This is a genomic window from Rhodophyticola sp. SM2404 (assembly GCF_053570515.1).
The window spans coordinates 286,675-303,136 of sequence record NZ_JBSEDL010000003.1; the positions used below are offsets into that span (position 1 = coordinate 286,675).

Here is a 16,462-nt window from a genome sequence, read left to right on the forward strand (position 1 = left end):
TATGACAGTGCTTAACTCAGATGAAAAGCTGCCCACTGTGCAAGAGCATTCGCTTGCGGTATTGGAGCGTCATGACAAAAGACGAAAAACAAACCATTCGTGAAACAGCGGCGCGCGTCCTCAAGATTGAAGGCGAAGCCGTATCGGCCATGGCGGACAGCCTGCCCGAAGATTTCGAGGCCGCGATTGAAGCCATTCTTGCGGTTTCGGGGCGCGTGATCCTCTCGGGTATCGGGAAATCGGGTCATATTGCGCGCAAGATCAGCTCGACCCTTGCCTCAACAGGCACGCCCTCGGCCTTTGTGCACCCCGCAGAAGCCAGCCATGGTGATTTGGGCATGATCACCCCGAATGATCTGGTGATTTTGATCTCGAATTCGGGTGAGACAGCCGAGTTGCGCGATATCGTGGCCCATGTTGCGCGGTTTTCCATTCCGATGATTGGTATTTCTGGCCGCGTTGAAAGCACCTTGATGCGCGCCGCCGATTTCCGCCTGACCTTGCCCGATGCACCCGAGGCCTGCATCATCGGCATGGCGCCAACAACCTCGACCACCCTGACATTGGCTTTGGGCGATGCGTTGGCCGTGGCGGTGATGGAGCGTCGCGGCTTCCTGCCCGAGCAATTCCGAACCTTCCACCCCGGTGGCAAACTGGGCGCGCAACTCTCGAAGGTTTCGCAACTGATGCATGATGGCGATGCGTTGCCCTTGGTTTCGGCGGATCAGCATATGTCCGAAGCTCTGCTGGTGATGAGCGAGAAGAGTTTCGGGATTGTTGGTGTCGTCGAAGAAGGCACCCTCGTCGGGGTCATCTCCGACGGGGATTTGCGCAGGAACATGGCCAATCTGATGGAACAAAGCGCAGGCGATGTTGCAACAAGTAACCCGCGCACAACCCAGCCTGATACCTTGGCAGTTGAGGCTTTGGCGGTCATGTCCGAAAACAAGATCACCGCCTTGTTTGTGGTTGATGCCGCAGGGCGCCCCATCGGCCTGCTGCATTTGCATGACTGCCTGAGGGCGGGTCTGGTTTAATGACCCATGCCTTTTTTGTGATTTATCCGCGACCTACAGCGTCATAGGCTTCAAACCCTGCCCGCTTGGCATCGCGTGGTGAATAGATGTTGCGCAAATCGGCCATACGAGGCTGTGCCATCTTTTTGGCCAAGCGCTGCAGATCAAGTGCGCGGAACTCGTTCCATTCGGTCAAAATCACCAGCAAATCGGCTTTGTTAGCCGCCTTATAGGGATCATCCTGCCAGATAACACCGGGGAGCAGGGCCTCCCCCTCACGCTGCCCTTGCGGATCAACCACGCGGACCTTGGCGCCACCGCCAACCAAGGCGGGCACAATGGTCAAGGAGGGCGCATCGCGCATATCATCGGTATTGGGTTTGAACGTTACGCCAAGCACCGTGATGGTTTTGCCGTTGAACGACCCATCGCAGAGATCGCGCAGCTTTTCGATCATGCGGAGTTTGACCTGATCGTTTACGCGGATGACTGTCTCAACGATGCTTTGTGGCATGGCATTATCCTGCCCGATCCGTGCCAAAGCTTGCGTATCCTTTGGAAAGCATGACCCGCCATAGCCCGGACCGGCATGGAGGAATTTATTCCCGATGCGGTTATCCAGACCCATCCCTTTTGAGACCTGTTTGATATCCGCGCCAACACGCTCACAAAGGGCAGCGATTTCGTTAATGAAGGTGATCTTCGTCGCGAGGAAGGCATTGGCGGCATATTTGATCATCTCGGCGGATTCGAGATCCGTGGTCACAATCGGGAAGTCCCGCAGATAGAGCGGGCGGTAGATATCGGCCATAACTTCGGCGGCACGCTCGGACTGGACGCCAACGATCACGCGATCGGGCTTCATGAAATCGTCAATGGCCGCGCCTTCGCGCAAAAATTCAGGGTTGGAGGCCACATCGAATTCGGCATTTGGATTGGCCTTGGAAACGGTCTGGCGCACCTTGCGGTTGGTGCCAACGGGCACCGTCGATTTGGTGACGATCACGGCATAGCCCGTTAGAGCTTGGGCCACGTCTTCGGCTGCTTGCATCACATAGGTCAGATCAGCATGGCCATCACCACGGCGCGTGGGCGTCCCGACAGCGATAAACACCGCATCCGCCCCGTCGACAGCCGATGGAAGATCGGTGGTGAAGGATAGGCGACCAGCCTCGACATTCTTGGCCATCAGAAGGTCAAGACCGGGCTCATAGATCGGAACCTCGCCACGGTTCAGCCGTTCGATTTTTTGCGGGTCTTTGTCGACGCAAATCACGTCATGTCCGAAATCCGAGAAACAAACCCCAGAAACAAGGCCAACATAGCCTGTGCCAATCATTGCAATACGCATGGCTAAACTGCCCTTTTTAGAAATCCTGTTTCGACTTTACCGCCGCTTTTTCCTGCTTGTAGCAGCGGGCCATCGCTATGGCTAGAAATTCAAACCTGAAAATAATCCCGATACCAATCGACAAACTGCGCCACGCCGTCTTGCACTTGGGTTTGGGGGGTATAGCCCGTCAAACGCATCAACAAGGATGCATCGGCCCAAGTGGAGGGCACATCGCCCGGCTGCATATCCATGAAGTTCTTTTCAGCGGTAATGCCTGTCTTGTCTTCAATCGCTTTGATAAAATCCATCAACTGAACCGAATGGGAATTGCCGATATTCACCACGCGGTAGGGTGCAACGGGGGAAAGGCTATCCCCCTCAACAATATCATCGGGTGAGGCAGGGCGTTCTGGCACAGCATCAATGAGCCGCGCGATGCCGTCCACAAGATCGGTCACATAGGTAAAGTCACGCGCCATATCGCCATGGTTGTAGACATCAATCGGATCCCCCTCGAGGATCGCCTTGGTGAATTTGAACAAAGCCATATCGGGCCGACCCCATGGTCCGTAAACGGTGAAGAAACGGAACATTGTGGTCGGGATATCGAAGAGATGCGCATAGGAATGCGCCATCGATTCATTTGCCTTTTTCGTTGCCGCATAAAAGGACATTTGCGTGTCGCATTTCTGGGTTTCGATGAAGGGCTGCTCGGTATTTGCGCCATAGGCCGAGGAGGTTGAGGCCATCAGAAGATGCGCGGTTTTGTGGTTTCGGGCCGCCTCCATCACGCGGAAGGTGCCGATCAGGTTTGAAGAGACGTAGGATTCAGGGTTCTCGATAGAATACCGAACACCCGCTTGCGCCGCGAGATGGATGATCGCATCGGGCTTTGCCTCGGATACAATCGCCTCAACAGCCCCCTCATCTTCGACACGGGCATGGATGACGCGGAAATTCGGGTTTTGCTTCAGCATGCCCTCGCGCCGCTCTTTCAGCGTCACGTCATAATAATCGGTCATCGCGTCTAGGCCGATAACCGTCCAACCGTCCTGCAAAAGCCTTTGGCACAGGTGAAACCCGATAAAGCCGGACGAGCCGGTTACAAATGCGGTGCGATTAGAGGATGCCATTGGATTTTGCCTCAAGGAGCTTCAGATCATAATGGGCAACACCTATCAGGCTTGCTGTAGAAAAGGGAAGTCAGGCCACTTGGTTTTGCCGGCAATAAATGAGGTCTAAGGCTGCATCCACTCGGCGCGATTATTGGCCTTTGAGTTGGCCCGAAACCCATTTCCAACTTGAAGCGCAGATCTCGTCCAAACCATATTTGGCTTGAAATCCCAGAACCTCTTCGGCCTTTCCCGTTTTCGCGCAATAGATCGGCACATCGCCAGGCCTGCGTGCGGTAATGCGATAGGGCAGGTCTTGGCCACAGGCTTGCGAATAGGCTTTGATCATCTCCATCACGGAATAGCCGCGGCCAGTGCCGATATTGACCAGATGCCCCTCATGTTTTTCGAGCAATGATTTCAGTGAGAGCAGATGCGCATGGGCCAGATCATCGACATGGATATAGTCACGCACGCCCGTGCCATCGGGTGTTTTGTAGTCGTTACCAAAAACCTGAATTTCAGGAAGCTCGCCCAAGGCAACCTTCGCGATATAGGGCATAAGGTTATTGGGAATATCGCGAGGGTTTTCGCCAATCAGGCCCGAGCTATGCGCGCCGACGGGGTTGAAGTAGCGCAGAATCCCAACGGACCATTCAGGATCGGCCCGCATGATCGCCTCGAGCATTTCCTCGCTCATAATTTTGGTCTGACCATAAGGGTTCATAGCGCGGCGCGGTGCGGTCTCGGGCGTGGGCGCTTCATCGGGTTCGCCATATACGGTGGCAGAGGATGAAAACACGATCGTCTTGCAGCCATGCTCGGCCATGACAGTTGTCAGACTGAGCAGGCCACCAATATTGGTATCGTAGTAAAGCAGGGGTTTGGCGACGCTTTCACCGACAGCCTTTTTCGCGGCGAAATGGATAACGGCATCGAATTCGTGATCTGAAAAAATCTGCCTCAGACGGGCTTCATCACGCACATCGGCGTGAAGCACAGCCACGGCTGTACCAGAAATCTGCGCTAGCCTGTCGGGGACATCTGCATTTGCATTGCTGAAATCATCGAGGATGATCGGGTCATAGCCTGCTGCGCGCAAAGCCAAGAATGTGTGAGAGCCGATATAGCCCGCACCGCCTGTCAAAAGTATTCGACCCGCCATGTCGCCTTTTCCCTACCCAAGCTGAATGGCTTTGTGCTGTCATGTTTCCATTGTCTGGTCAAACGCCAAAGCCTGTTGCGAGGGGAGATCCCAACCCATTTTCCTGCCGTTCTCATGATCAGGGCCAGATCCAACAGCATCGAGGCCCGCCTTTGATAAATCAGATCAATGCGCGCCTTTCGGGGCAGGCATCGCGAGACATAAAGGGCATCGGTTTCTTGTGCTGAGCTTGTTTCGCGCAAAAGCTGATCTTCATATTGATGGCATGTCAAAGTGGCCAGCCCCGTCACCCCGGGGCGGTTTTTGAGGACAGCGCGATAGATTTCGGGAAATCGTTCGACAAATTCTCGCATCGGCGGGCGGGGGCCGACAAAGCTGATATCACCGATCAGAATATTCCAAAGCTGAGGAAGCTCGTCCAAACGACTTCGTCGAAGCCAATGGCCATCCCGTGTGATGCAGGATTGCTTTTCGCCGCCCGTGACACCGCAATCGGGCATTTTGGCGTCCATGCTTCGGAATTTATAAAGCGTGAAGGCCTCATCAGGGGTTTTCATCCTTTCGCCCCTGAAGAAAACGGGCCGCCCCTGCCGCAGCAAAAGCCAAGCAGACAGCACAGCGATACAAGGCGCAAACAGAATGATCAGCGCGAACGCCAGCACGAGATCGAAGATACGTTTCTGAAAACTCATCACACCCCGCCAAAACCAAAAGACATTCCCAGTTTTGCGCAGAGGTGTTTCGGAAGGTTTAAGCCAGCATCACTTTTTCGATTTTGGCAGAGCAATCGCTTTGGATTGTGGAACGAGGCTGTTCATCCGCCTGATATGCTCAGGCAGGCAAACTGTTTCGAAATCGTATTTGTTCACAATCTTATTGCGTGCGGCGCGCCCCAGTTTTTCATAGGCTTTCGGGTTTTCCAAAACCTTGATGACTTGCGCCGCAATCGCCTCAGGATCAAAGTAATCCACAAGAAGGCCGTTCTTTTCATGTGCGATCACTTCGCGCACAGGGGCGGTGTCAGACGCCACAATCACAGCTTCCATCGCCATGCTCTCCAATAGGGACCATGACAGGACGAAGGGCGCGGTCAGGTAGATATGGCAGCGCGTGAGCTGGATGATTTTCTGATATTCTGCATAAGGCACGCGGCCCACAAAACGGACGCGGTCCCAATCCACGCGGTCGCCGACTTCACGCTCCATCTGGGCGCGATACCCGCCTTTTTCGGTGCTTTTCTTGCCATAAGACGCCTCGTTTCCGCCAATTACAATCGCGCGCGCATTGGGGCGGGCATCCAGAATTGAAGGCAGGGCACGCATGAATTGGTGAAAGCCGCGGGTGGGCTCCAGATTGCGGGCCATATAGGTGAAAATCTCGTCATTTTTGGTGACATTGCGCCCCAAACGCCCCAGCGGGATCGAGGCTTTGGGGTTCGGCTTCAACCGATCTGTCCGGATACCATCATGGCAGCGATAGAGTTTCTTTTGCAGGCTTTTGGGAAAGCTGTCCTGCTGCCATTGGGTGGGCACCACACCCAGATCAACAGTTTCGATATTGCTGAAATTCACTGCATTGCGCGCATGCATGATGAAAGGCGCATGAGCAGAGGCGGGATATTCAGGGTCAAACCCGACAGGGCCACCTTGAGCGAGATAGAAATATTCGAAATAGCCAAGCACAGGCACATCAGGCCAGACCTGCTTGGAAAAGGTCAATTCGCCCCAGCCCACATGACCCACGATTAGATCGGGCTTGAACCCTTCTGCTTCCAATTTCTGAAAGGCCTGTGCCGCGCCGAACCCATTGCCGGTACATTCTTCCCAATAGGCCGTCAGCGTATAGGCATCTTTGGCGGGTTTGCGATGGGTTTGATACTCGACAACGCGAACTCCGTCTCTCGGGGCCACGTTTTTGCGTTGGGTCAGAAACACGATTTCATGGCCACCTTGCGCAATCAGCCAATCCAGTATCTCGCGATACTGACCAGCAAAATTCTGGTGAACAAAAAGGAGTTTCATAGCCTGTTGCCTGTTCTATACGTTTTTTGAGTTTTGCCGAAACCAATCATGGGCACAAGGCACCCATAGGGCAATGCGATGGCAAGGTTTGGGTATTGCGATAAGGTGACCTATATGGGACCAGACCGCCAAGCTAAAGGCGTTGCCGTTTCGCAAGGATAGATGATGACACTCGGTACCAAAATCGCGTGGGACGATACCGTTCTGCCGTTTCAACTCGACAAATCCGACATTCGCGGTCGGGTCGTTCGGCTCGACACGACGCTCGACAAGGTTTTATCGCAGCATAATTACCCCGCAGGTGTTGAGGCGCTGGTGGCGGAAATGGCGCTTTTGACGGCTTTGATCGGCCATATGATCAAGCTGCGCTGGAAGCTGTCGCTGCAAGTGCGTGGCGATGGCCCTGTGCGTTTGATCGCCACTGATTATTTCGCGGCCACCGATGAGGGGGAGCCTGCGCAAATCCGTGCCTATGCAAGCTATGACGAAGACCGCTTTGATCCTGCGGCTGATCCTTTCTCGCAGGTCGGTAAGGGCTATTTCGCGGTTTTGATCGATCAAGGCACTGGCACCGCGCCCTATCAGGGCATCACGCCGATTGCGGGTGGGTCTCTCAGGGCCTGTGCTGAGGCTTATTTCGCGCAATCCGAGCAGCTTCCAACGAAGTTCTCGCTGAGTTTCGGACGTTCGCAGGAGCCAGGTGCTGATGAAAGCTGGCGTGCTGGTGGGGTGATGCTGCAGCATATGCCCAAAGCGCAGCCACGCGTCAGCGGTGAAGGCGGCTCGGGCGAGGATGGCTTGCTCAATGCCGAGGATCTTTATGATGGCGAAGATGGTGAGAACTGGAAGCGCGCGTCGATCCTGCTGGATACGGTCGAGAGCCTTGAGCTGATTGGCCCGAGCATCTCGCCAACCGATCTTCTGGTGCGCCTGTTCCATGAAGAGGGCCCCCGTATCTTTGAAACGCAGCGGGTCAGGTTCGGCTGTACCTGTTCTGATGATCGTGTCCGCCAAAGCCTCAGCATCTACTCGGCCAAGGATATCGCCTATATGACCACCGATGAGGGGATCGTGACGGCGGATTGCCAGTTTTGCGGCGCGCACTACGCCTTTGACCCTGCAACTTTGGGGTTCGAGGCCAGCAAACCCGTGGAAGACCCTGATGGGCCAACCAACTGATCTGGAAAACATCAAGGCCGCGCTGGCCCGACCTGCGCGGCCGTCCTCAGATTATGATCTGAACCCTGAGGTCGTTCTGCCCGAAGGGCGCAAATTGCGGCCTGCAGCCGTGCTGATCGCGCTGGAAGAGGGGCCCGCTGGCCCGACCGTGCTTTTGACCAAGCGCGCCTCTCATCTCAAACATCATCCGGGCCAGATCGCCTTTCCAGGTGGCAAGATTGACGAGGGCGATAGCGGGCCACGTGCCGCTGCCTTGCGTGAGGCGTGGGAGGAGATCGGCCTTTTGCCCGAAAATGTCGAGGTTCTGGCCGAGCTTCCCTGCCATGAAACCGTCACGGGCTATGATGTCTTTCCGATCCTTGCTCGGGTGAAAGCACCGTTTGATCCGATGCCAGAAGCGGGTGAAGTGGCCGAGGTGTTTCGCGTGCCACTATCCTTCCTGATGGACCCGTCGAATTTCAATATCGAAAGCCGCCGTTGGCGCGGCACAAGGCGGCATTTCTTTACGGTTCCCTACGGGCCCTATTACATCTGGGGCGCGACGGCGCGTATTTTGAAATCCTTGGCCGACAGGTGGCAGGCATGAAGCTTGAGGCGGAGTGGCTGCATCACGCGGGAACCGTGGCGCTTTGCACGGCTCTTGAGCAGGCTGGCTATCAGGCGCTTTTTGTTGGCGGTTGTGTGCGCAATGGTCTGATCGGGGCCGATGTGCAGGATATCGATATCGCCACAGATGCGCGCCCCGAGAAGGTGATTGAGCTGTCGCAAGCGGCCAATCTGCGCCCCATACCCACGGGGATCGAGCATGGCACGATCACTGTCATCGCCCAATCCCGCCCACTTGAAGTGACCACCTTCCGCCAAGATATCGAAACCGATGGCCGCCGCGCTGTTGTGGCCTTCGCTGATGGGATTGAGGAAGACGCCAAGCGCCGCGATTTCACGATGAATGCGCTTTATGCAGGGCGTGACGGAGAGGTGCTTGATCCAACTGGGCAGGGCTTGGATGACCTGCAGGCACGCCGCTTGCGTTTTATCGGCCTGCCCGTGGATCGCATCCGCGAAGACTACCTCCGTATCCTACGCTTCTTTCGGTTTCACGCATGGTATTCCGACCCGCAGGGCGGGTTTGATGCGGATGGATTGGCCGCCTGTGCGGCTCTATCAAGCGGAATAGAGACACTTTCACGCGAACGCGTGGGCTCCGAGATCAAGAAGCTCCTCGCGGCCTCTGACCCTTCGATGGCGGTGGCCGCGATGGAGCAGACAGGTGTTCTGGCGCAAACCCTTGCTGGCGCATCCGCGCGCCTTTTGCCGATCTTGGTCCATCTTGAGGCGGACACCCCCACCGATCCGATCCGCCGTTTGGCCGCCATTGCCAGTGCTGAACAGGCTTCGGCCCTGCGGCTAAGCCGTGCGGAGGCCAAGCATCTGACCATTCTGCGCAAGGGCATGGAAAGCGATACAGGCGCGGGTGAATTGGGGTATCGCCACGGGTTCGATTTTGCGCGCGACATCATCTTGCTGCGCGCCGCCCTCTTTGAGGCAGAGGTTGATCAAGCCGCGATCGAGGCTGCGCGGAGTGGCGCCGCGGCCCAGTTTCCAATCAGGGCCGCTGATTTGGACGCGCAATTTGAAGGGCCTGCCTTAGGGGCGGAGCTTGCCCGCCTTGAGGGGCTTTGGATCGGTTCAGGGTTCCAACTCTCCAAGGCTGAGCTGTTGGCCTGAGGCCATCCCTTGGCGACTTCTTGACATAATGGGCGCCTCGCTATTGGCTGCATTAACCGTGATCGGAGGCGTAGAATGGACCCGATTTATGCCTTCGTTTTCGCAGGCCTCTTTTCCCCAGGGCCGAATGTAATTCTGCTGACGGCCTCTGGTGCCCGTTTCGGGTTCCAGCGCACGCTTCCCCATGTTTTCGGCGTTGCTTTTGGTGTCGGCATAATCGCGGCTTTGGCGGGGTTGGGGGTTGCAAGCCTGCTGCGCGCCGAGCCTGTTCTGACCTTCGGTCTCAAGATCGTCGCTGCCGCGTGGATCTTGTGGATGGCGTGGAAGCTGTGGAACGCCGATCTGTCCCAGACCAACCAAAGCGAGGCCGAGCGGCCTTTCACCTTTTTGCAAGCGGTGCTGTTTCAATGGGTCAATCCCAAGCTTTGGGCTGTCGCGCTTGCCGCCGCCGTGGGCTATTCGGCGGGGCTTTCCCCGATTGGCGAGGCGCAGCGTTTGGCGATGGTTTTTGCGGGTATAAACCTATTTGTCTGCCTGTTCTGGAGCTTTGCGGGTTCGCTTCTGGCCTATCTGCTGACCTCACCCTTTGCGGCGTCGATCTTTACCAAAACCATGGCGCTGGCCCTTGCGGTCTCGGCTGTCATGGTCTTTGCATGAATGGCGCTCTATATGTGTGGTGATAGAACGCTCCCCACAAAGGCCAAACATGTTTCGATTTTTCGAAAATCTGGTCGACCCTTACACGCCGTATCCCGATAACGATACGCCGTCCCGAAAGCTGTGGCCGTTTCTGTGGGACTATGCGCAGCCCTTCAAAAAGCTTTTCGCGCTGACAGCGTTCATGTCGGTTGTTGTTGCTGCCGTCGAGATTTGGCTGATTTTCTATATGGGCCGCGTTGTCGATATTCTGTCATCGGATGCGCCCTCTGAGGTTCTTGCCAATCATGGGTGGGAATTTCTGGTCATGGCCGTTTTCGTCCTGACCCTTAGGCCACTTTTGCAGGGATTGGATGTTGCCCTTTTGAACAATTCGATCCTGCCGAATTTCGGCGCTTTGATCCGCTGGCGAGCGCATCGGCAGGTCTTGCGCCAATCAGTTGGCTGGTTCGAGAATGATTTCGCAGGGCGCATCGCAAACCGTATCATGCAAACCCCGACCAGTGCGGGCGATGCGATTTTTCAGGTCTTTGATGCCATTACCTTTGCGCTTGCCTATCTGATCGGTGCCGCGATCATTCTGGCCGAGGCCGACCCCCGCCTTGCTGTGCCGCTGATCATCTGGCTGGTGCTTTATGGGTTGCTGGTGCGCTGGACGATGAAGCATGTCGGCCCTGCATCCAAGGCCAGTTCCGATGCGCGTTCCACGACCACGGGGCGGGTTGTGGACAGCTATACCAATATCCATTCGGTCAAGCTGTTTGCCCATACCGAGACCGAGGTCGCCTATGCCAAAGAGGCGATTGAGAATACCCGCAAGACCTTCGCGCGCGAGATGCGGATTTTCACAGTGATGGATGTGGTGCTGGTCGCGCTGAATGGTTTCCTGATCGTGGCTGTTGTGGGTTGGGCGATATGGCTTTGGGCGCAGGGTTCCGCCTCGGTCGGTGTGGTGGCGGCGGCGACCGCGCTGACCTTGCGGCTGAATGCGATGACAGGCTGGATCATGTGGGCGCTTTCCACCTTCTTCCGCTCGCTCGGCGTTGTGGCCGAAGGGATGGAGACGATCGCACAGCCCATCACCCTTGTAGACCGGCCTGATGCAACTGAATTGCAACTCAGCAAGGGCGAGGTCACCCTTGATAATATCAGCCACCATTACGGGCGGGGCGCGGGCGGGCTTGATGGCATTTCCCTGACTATCAAATCTGGTGAAAAGGTCGGGTTGATTGGCCGCTCGGGTGCTGGGAAATCGACACTGGTCAAGCTGCTTTTGCGCTTCTACGACACCGAAAACGGGCGCATCCTGATTGATGGTCAGGACATCACCAAAGTCACCCAGAACAGTTTGCGCCATGTCATCGGGATGGTGCAGCAAGACAGCTCTCTGCTGCACCGCTCGATCCGCGATAACATCCTGTATGGCCGCCCCGATGCTACTGAAGACGACATGCTTCTGGCCGCAAAACGGGCCGAGGCGCATGAGTTCATTCTTGATCTGCAAGATGCTGAAGGCCGCCAAGGTTATGAGGCGCATGTTGGCGAACGGGGTGTGAAATTGTCAGGTGGGCAAAGGCAGCGTATTTCGCTTGCACGGGTGATCCTGAAAGATGCGCCAATCCTTGTGCTGGATGAAGCAACAAGCGCTTTGGACAGCGAGGTGGAGGCCGCAATTCAGGACACGCTTTATGGTGTCATGGAGGGTAAAACCGTGATCGCAATTGCGCATCGCCTCTCCACCATCGCGCATATGGACCGCATCATTGTTCTGGATGACGGCAAGATAGTCGAAGACGGGGATCATGAGGCATTGCTGGCCCAAGGCGGGCTCTATGCCAGTTTCTGGGCGCGGCAATCGGGCGGGTTTATCGGGATAGAAACCGAGGCCGCAGAATGAAATTCTTAACGCCTGTACTAAGCTGGCTTGGCGGCATGATTGCGCCGTTTCAACATGCTGAAATCGCCCCCCCCAATACGCTTTGGCCCTTTGTCAAATGGTGCCTCGCGGGGGCTTGGCCTGTCATCATTCTGGCGGCTGTGCTGTCAGGCGCGGCAGGTATGCTGGATGTCTTCTCGGCCTATCTTCTGGGGGTGTTGATCGACACCACCGTCCAGAGCGCTGATCCCTCCGCCTATTTCGCACAGAACGCTTTGATCATCGCGGGCTATGTCACCTTCTATTTGCTGCTCAGGCCTGTGTTCTTCGGTGTCTCGGCGGCGTTTAATGGCATCGTCTTGCCGCCCAATCTTGCACCCCTGATCCAGAGCCGCCTTCACCGCTGGTCCTTGGGGCATTCTGTCAGCTTCTTTGACGATGATTTCGCAGGTCGCATCGCGCAAAAGCAGATGCAGACAGCCACGGCCTTGGTCAATGTCGTGACCGAGGTGATCAATGCCGCCGCTTTTGCGGTGGCAACCCTGATCGGGGCGGTTGCGATGCTGGCCTTTATCGATTGGCGGATTGCGGTGTTTCTGCTGGTTTGGCTAGGGCTCTATTTCCTGATGATCCGTTGGTTCATGCCGCGCATCAGGCAACGCTCCAAGGCGCGTGCTGCGGCGCGTGCCAATGTGACGGGCCAGATCGTCGATACGATCACCAATATCAAGACGGTCAAGCTTTTCGGTCATACCGATCATGAGGATGAAGCCGCACTTGAGGCGATGGGGGGCTACCGCGAAAAAGCGCTCGATTTTGGCTATCTCTCTACAGGGTTCCGTTTTGCATTGATGACGGTCGCGGGTGTTTTGCCTGTGTTTCTGGTTTTGGGGGCCGTTCTGCAATGGCAGGCGGGCCTTGTCAGCGCAGGCGAGATCGCCGCAATCGGAGCGATCGCGATGCGGATATCGCAGATGACGGGCTGGGTCAGTTTCACGCTTATGGGGATCTATGCCAATATCGGCGAGGTCGAGGATGGCATGCGCACCCTCACCCCGCCCCATCGTCTGACCGACCGTGAAGATGCGCACGAAATCGGGCAAGTGACGGGCCGTATTTCCTTTCAGGATGTCAGTTTCGCCTATGGTCAAAGAGCAGGCGGCGTCGAGGGGTTGAGCCTGACGGTCGAGCCGGGTGAAAAGCTTGGCATTGTGGGCGCCTCTGGGGCGGGAAAATCAACCTTGGTGGCCCTGCTCCTGCGGCTCTATGACACCGAGGAAGGCCAAGTCACGCTGGATGGCACAGACCTGCGGGACGTGACCCAAGACAGCCTTCGCCGCCAGATTTCCATGGTCACGCAGGAAACCGCGATGTTCAACCGCTCCGCGCGGGACAATATCCGCTATGGCTGCCCCGATGCGAGCGATGAGGAAGTCTTTGCCGCCGCCAAAAGGGCCGAGGCGCATGAATTCATTCTGGGCCTGCGCGACCATATGGGCCGTGAGGGATATGACGCTCATTTGGGGGAACGGGGTGTGAAGCTTTCGGGTGGTCAAAGGCAGCGCATCGCCTTGGCGCGCGCCTTCCTCAAGGATGCGCCTGTGCTTGTGCTGGATGAGGCAACAAGCGCCTTGGACAGTGAGGTTGAGGCCGCTATTCAGGATGCCTTGTCAGATGTGATGGATGGCAAAACCGTGATTGCCATCGCGCATCGCCTCTCGACGATTTCCGAGATGGACCGCATCATCGTGCTGGATCAGGGCCGCATTGTCGAGGACGGAACCCATGAAGAATTGCGCGCTTTGGGCGGGCTTTATGCACGATATTGGGAGCGGCAATCAGGCGGATTTATCGGCATTCAGGACGCCGCCGAATAGCGCGAGAAGGGTTTGGTCATGGATTTTGAAACCGTATCCGCCGATGAATTTGGCCGCTCGCTTCAAGGTCTTGGTGTCAATCTGCTTTGCGCGGATGTTCGGGCCACAGCCGCATTCTTCGCTGAGGTTTTCGAAGTGGAGGCCTATCGCCTCTCTGATGATTTCGCGATCCTGCGCCATGCAAGCTCGGTCTTTCAACTGCATGCTGATGGAACCTTCGCGGCGCATCCGCTCTTTGCGCATATTCCTGAAAATCCGCCGCGCGGGGGTGGCGCGCAATTCTACCTTTTCGGGCTTGATCCCGACCTCTGTGTCGCCCGCGCCGAGGCGCGTGGTGACCTCGTGATCGAGCCTGCCCGCGATAAACCGCATGGGCTGCGCGAGGCCACAATCCTCAGCCCTGATGGTTATGCCTGTTCGCCCGCCATTGCGTTGCAGCAGGGCGAGGGCTAAGGCCAAGCCATGGCTGAAATTTCAATTCATCGTTTGGGGCATTTGGGGGATGGCATTGCGCATGATCCTGAATTGGGCCCTGTTTACGCGCAACTGGTTCTCCCCGGAGAGGTCGTGTCAGGCGAGATCATCGGCGACCGCATGGTTGACCCCAAGATCGTTACGCCTTCGGCGGATCGTGTTGCCGCCCCGTGCCCGCATTTCAAGGCATGTGGTGGCTGCGCTCTGCAACATGCCTCAGATCATTTTGTGGCCGAGTGGAAAACCGAAGTGGTTCGCAAAGCCCTGACAGCCCATGGATTGGAGGCCGAGATGCGGCCGATCCAGACATCGCCTGCCCGCTCAAGGCGGCGTGCGACGCTGGCAGGCACCCGCACGAAAAAGGGCGCGCTGATCGGCTTTCACGCCCGAAAATCAGACACTATTGTGCCGATTAGAGACTGTTTTTTGCTTGATCAGGCCTTTCTGCCCCTCTTGCCAGTTTTGGAGGAGATCACCCGTTTGGGCGGCTCGCGCAATGCAACCCTGTCCTTTCAGATCACCCGCGCCGAGGCGGGGTTTGACCTTGCGGTCACAGGCGGCAAACCGCTGGATGCCGAGCTGCTACAACAGCTTCCGAAATTCGCGGCGCATTTCATGCGGCTCGCTTGGGAGGGGGAGCCTGTCTTTGCCGATGCACCTCCCTATCAGCGGTTTGGCACGGCGCAGGTCGCGCCGCCTTCGGGTGCTTTCCTGCAAGCCACCCGCGAGGGCGAAGCCGCCTTGCTTGCCGCCGCGGCCGAGGCCGTGGGGGATGCCAAGCGCATTGTTGATCTGTTTTCAGGTTGCGGGACCTTTTCCTTGCCTTTGGCGGCCAACGCTGCGGTCCATGCCGTTGAAACATCGGCCGAAATGCTGGCCGCGCTTGATCACGGTGCGCGCTTTGCCACGGGCCATAAGGCGGTGACCACCGAGGCGCGGGATTTGTTCCGCCGCCCGCTTCTGCCCGATGAGTTGCGCCGTTTCGATGCGGCTGTCATCGACCCGCCCCGCGCGGGTGCCGAGGCACAAACCAAAATGCTGGCGGAAGCGCTGGTTGCGCGCATCGCCTTTATCTCTTGCAACCCAGTGACCTTCGCGCGTGATGCCAAATTGCTCATCGAGGCGGGGTATCGGCTGAATTGGGTGCAAGTGGTCGATCAATTTCGCTGGTCCCCCCATGTGGAGCTTGCAGCAAGCTTCAGCCTTGCCCATATCGACGCGTAAAGGTTCTGAGGGGCAACATGACGCAAGATTCTGGGTTTCGCGCAAAACTGGCGGATTGGCTGGAGACGGCAAAAGTTCGCTTCACCATTATTGGGGTGATTATCTTCAATGCCATCATTCTGGGGCTGGAGACATCACCGACAATCATGGCGGTTGCAGGCCCTTTGATCACGGCGCTTGATTGGGCCTGTTTGAGTATTTTCGTTCTGGAAATCGCGCTCAAGCTCATCGCGCATGGAACACGGTTTTTCCGCTCGGGCTGGAATGTTTTCGATTTCATCATCGTCGGCATCGCGCTGGTACCTTCGGCGCATGGTTTGTCCGTGCTGCGCGCGATGCGGATATTGAGGGTTCTCAGGGTAATCTCGGTGGCCCCTAGCCTGCGCCGCGTGGTCGAGGGCTTTGTCACCGCCCTTCCGGGAATGGGCTCGGTGTTTTTGCTGATGGGGATCATTTTCTATATCGGCGCGGTGATGGCGACGAAGCTGTTTGGCGGGGCCTTCCCTGATTGGTTCGGGTCTATCGGGGCATCGCTTTATACGCTGTTTCAGGTCATGACGCTGGAATCGTGGTCCATGGGCATCGTACGCCCTGTGCTTGAGGTTTACCCCTTTGCATGGGTGTTTTTCGTGCCCTTCATCATGGTCACGACCTTCGCGGTGGTGAACCTGCTGGTCGGTCTGATCGTGAATTCGATGCAGGACGCCCATGCCCAAGAAAGCAATGCCGCAACTGATGCCTATCGTGACGAGGTATTGGAGCGCTTGCGCAAGATCGAAGAGCGGTTGGAGAAGTGAGGC

15 protein-coding genes are annotated in these 16,462 nt (G+C 56.8%); 10 read left to right on the top strand and 5 right to left on the bottom strand.

Translation table 11 applies throughout. The features are described from left to right. The first annotated feature begins 71 nt into the window (after positions 1 to 71). Complete coding sequence (locus tag ACTYEO_RS06615) at positions 72 to 1,037, top strand: KpsF/GutQ family sugar-phosphate isomerase (RefSeq protein WP_449322923.1); 966 nt, start codon at positions 72 to 74, stop codon at positions 1,035 to 1,037. A gap of 22 nt (positions 1,038 to 1,059) precedes the next feature. On the opposite strand, the gene ACTYEO_RS06620 is transcribed toward ACTYEO_RS06615, so the two are convergent. The 5 genes from ACTYEO_RS06620 to ACTYEO_RS06640 form a co-directional block, all read right to left on the bottom strand. Beyond that, complete coding sequence (locus ACTYEO_RS06620; RefSeq protein ID WP_449322924.1) at positions 1,060 to 2,367, bottom strand: UDP-glucose dehydrogenase family protein; 1,308 nt, start codon at positions 2,365 to 2,367, stop codon at positions 1,060 to 1,062. A gap of 89 nt (positions 2,368 to 2,456) precedes the next feature. After that, the gene (locus tag ACTYEO_RS06625; protein WP_449322925.1) at positions 2,457 to 3,482 is read right to left on the bottom strand and encodes an SDR family NAD(P)-dependent oxidoreductase; all 1,026 of its coding nucleotides are present in this window, start codon (positions 3,480 to 3,482) and stop codon (positions 2,457 to 2,459) included. Between the two features lie 130 nt (positions 3,483 to 3,612). Continuing rightward, positions 3,613 to 4,626, bottom strand: a complete 1,014-nt coding sequence (galE, locus tag ACTYEO_RS06630) for a UDP-glucose 4-epimerase GalE (RefSeq protein ID WP_449322926.1) — start codon at positions 4,624 to 4,626, stop codon at positions 3,613 to 3,615. Beyond that, positions 4,605 to 5,318 carry a sugar transferase gene (locus ACTYEO_RS06635; RefSeq protein ID WP_449322927.1) on the bottom strand — a complete coding sequence of 238 codons (714 nt, stop codon included), beginning with the start codon at positions 5,316 to 5,318 and terminating at the stop codon, positions 4,605 to 4,607. Before ACTYEO_RS06635 ends, galE begins: the two co-directional genes overlap by 22 nt. 69 nt (positions 5,319 to 5,387) lie before the next feature. After that, positions 5,388 to 6,647: a glycosyltransferase family 4 protein gene (locus ACTYEO_RS06640; protein WP_449322928.1), complete on the bottom strand. Its 1,260-nt coding sequence runs from the start codon at positions 6,645 to 6,647 to the stop codon at positions 5,388 to 5,390. A gap of 165 nt (positions 6,648 to 6,812) precedes the next feature. Between ACTYEO_RS06640 and hslO the strand changes: the two genes are divergently transcribed. From hslO to ACTYEO_RS06685, 9 genes are all read left to right on the top strand, one after another. Next, on the top strand, positions 6,813 to 7,826 hold the full coding sequence (gene hslO, locus ACTYEO_RS06645) for an Hsp33 family molecular chaperone HslO (RefSeq protein WP_449322929.1): 1,014 nt from the start codon (positions 6,813 to 6,815) through the stop codon (positions 7,824 to 7,826). Beyond that, entirely contained in the window at positions 7,810 to 8,412 is a 603-nt protein-coding gene (locus tag ACTYEO_RS06650; RefSeq protein WP_449322930.1) for an NUDIX hydrolase, read from the top strand. Before hslO ends, ACTYEO_RS06650 begins: the two co-directional genes overlap by 17 nt. Next, a complete protein-coding gene (locus tag ACTYEO_RS06655) occupies positions 8,409 to 9,554 on the top strand; it encodes a CCA tRNA nucleotidyltransferase (RefSeq protein ID WP_449322931.1) in 1,146 nt (381 codons plus the stop codon). The genes ACTYEO_RS06650 and ACTYEO_RS06655 overlap by 4 nt, the downstream gene beginning before the upstream one ends. Positions 9,555 to 9,629: 75 nt before the next feature. Next, the gene (locus ACTYEO_RS06660; RefSeq protein ID WP_449322932.1) at positions 9,630 to 10,211 is read left to right on the top strand and encodes a LysE family translocator; all 582 of its coding nucleotides are present in this window, start codon (positions 9,630 to 9,632) and stop codon (positions 10,209 to 10,211) included. Between the two features lie 49 nt (positions 10,212 to 10,260). Next, entirely contained in the window at positions 10,261 to 12,108 is a 1,848-nt protein-coding gene (locus ACTYEO_RS06665; RefSeq protein ID WP_449322933.1) for an ABC transporter ATP-binding protein, read from the top strand. After that, positions 12,105 to 13,964, top strand: coding sequence for an ABC transporter ATP-binding protein (locus ACTYEO_RS06670; RefSeq protein ID WP_449322934.1), 1,860 nt, complete (start codon positions 12,105 to 12,107; stop codon positions 13,962 to 13,964). Before ACTYEO_RS06665 ends, ACTYEO_RS06670 begins: the two co-directional genes overlap by 4 nt. Positions 13,965 to 13,982: 18 nt before the next feature. Further along, positions 13,983 to 14,417 (top strand): glyoxalase, encoded by a 435-nt coding sequence (locus tag ACTYEO_RS06675; protein WP_449322935.1) that lies wholly within the window; start codon positions 13,983 to 13,985, stop codon positions 14,415 to 14,417. Positions 14,418 to 14,426: 9 nt separating this feature from the next. Continuing rightward, on the top strand, positions 14,427 to 15,662 hold the full coding sequence (locus ACTYEO_RS06680) for a class I SAM-dependent RNA methyltransferase (RefSeq protein WP_449322936.1): 1,236 nt from the start codon (positions 14,427 to 14,429) through the stop codon (positions 15,660 to 15,662). A 17-nt stretch (positions 15,663 to 15,679) separates the two neighbouring features. Beyond that, complete coding sequence (locus ACTYEO_RS06685) at positions 15,680 to 16,459, top strand: ion transporter (protein ID WP_449322937.1); 780 nt, start codon at positions 15,680 to 15,682, stop codon at positions 16,457 to 16,459. Positions 16,460 to 16,462: the final 3 nt, after the last annotated feature.

Coding starts and splice junctions, on each gene's coding strand:
- ACTYEO_RS06615 (WP_449322923.1), top strand. CDS start 72: ATGACAAAAGACGAAAAACAAACCATTCGTGAAACAGCGGCGCGCGTC.
- ACTYEO_RS06620 (WP_449322924.1), bottom strand. CDS start 2,367: ATGCGTATTGCAATGATTGGCACAGGCTATGTTGGCCTTGTTTCTGGG.
- ACTYEO_RS06625 (WP_449322925.1), bottom strand. CDS start 3,482: ATGGCATCCTCTAATCGCACCGCATTTGTAACCGGCTCGTCCGGCTTT.
- galE (WP_449322926.1), bottom strand. CDS start 4,626: ATGGCGGGTCGAATACTTTTGACAGGCGGTGCGGGCTATATCGGCTCT.
- ACTYEO_RS06635 (WP_449322927.1), bottom strand. CDS start 5,318: ATGAGTTTTCAGAAACGTATCTTCGATCTCGTGCTGGCGTTCGCGCTG.
- ACTYEO_RS06640 (WP_449322928.1), bottom strand. CDS start 6,647: ATGAAACTCCTTTTTGTTCACCAGAATTTTGCTGGTCAGTATCGCGAG.
- hslO (WP_449322929.1), top strand. CDS start 6,813: ATGACACTCGGTACCAAAATCGCGTGGGACGATACCGTTCTGCCGTTT.
- ACTYEO_RS06650 (WP_449322930.1), top strand. CDS start 7,810: ATGGGCCAACCAACTGATCTGGAAAACATCAAGGCCGCGCTGGCCCGA.
- ACTYEO_RS06655 (WP_449322931.1), top strand. CDS start 8,409: ATGAAGCTTGAGGCGGAGTGGCTGCATCACGCGGGAACCGTGGCGCTT.
- ACTYEO_RS06660 (WP_449322932.1), top strand. CDS start 9,630: ATGGACCCGATTTATGCCTTCGTTTTCGCAGGCCTCTTTTCCCCAGGG.
- ACTYEO_RS06665 (WP_449322933.1), top strand. CDS start 10,261: ATGTTTCGATTTTTCGAAAATCTGGTCGACCCTTACACGCCGTATCCC.
- ACTYEO_RS06670 (WP_449322934.1), top strand. CDS start 12,105: ATGAAATTCTTAACGCCTGTACTAAGCTGGCTTGGCGGCATGATTGCG.
- ACTYEO_RS06675 (WP_449322935.1), top strand. CDS start 13,983: ATGGATTTTGAAACCGTATCCGCCGATGAATTTGGCCGCTCGCTTCAA.
- ACTYEO_RS06680 (WP_449322936.1), top strand. CDS start 14,427: ATGGCTGAAATTTCAATTCATCGTTTGGGGCATTTGGGGGATGGCATT.
- ACTYEO_RS06685 (WP_449322937.1), top strand. CDS start 15,680: ATGACGCAAGATTCTGGGTTTCGCGCAAAACTGGCGGATTGGCTGGAG.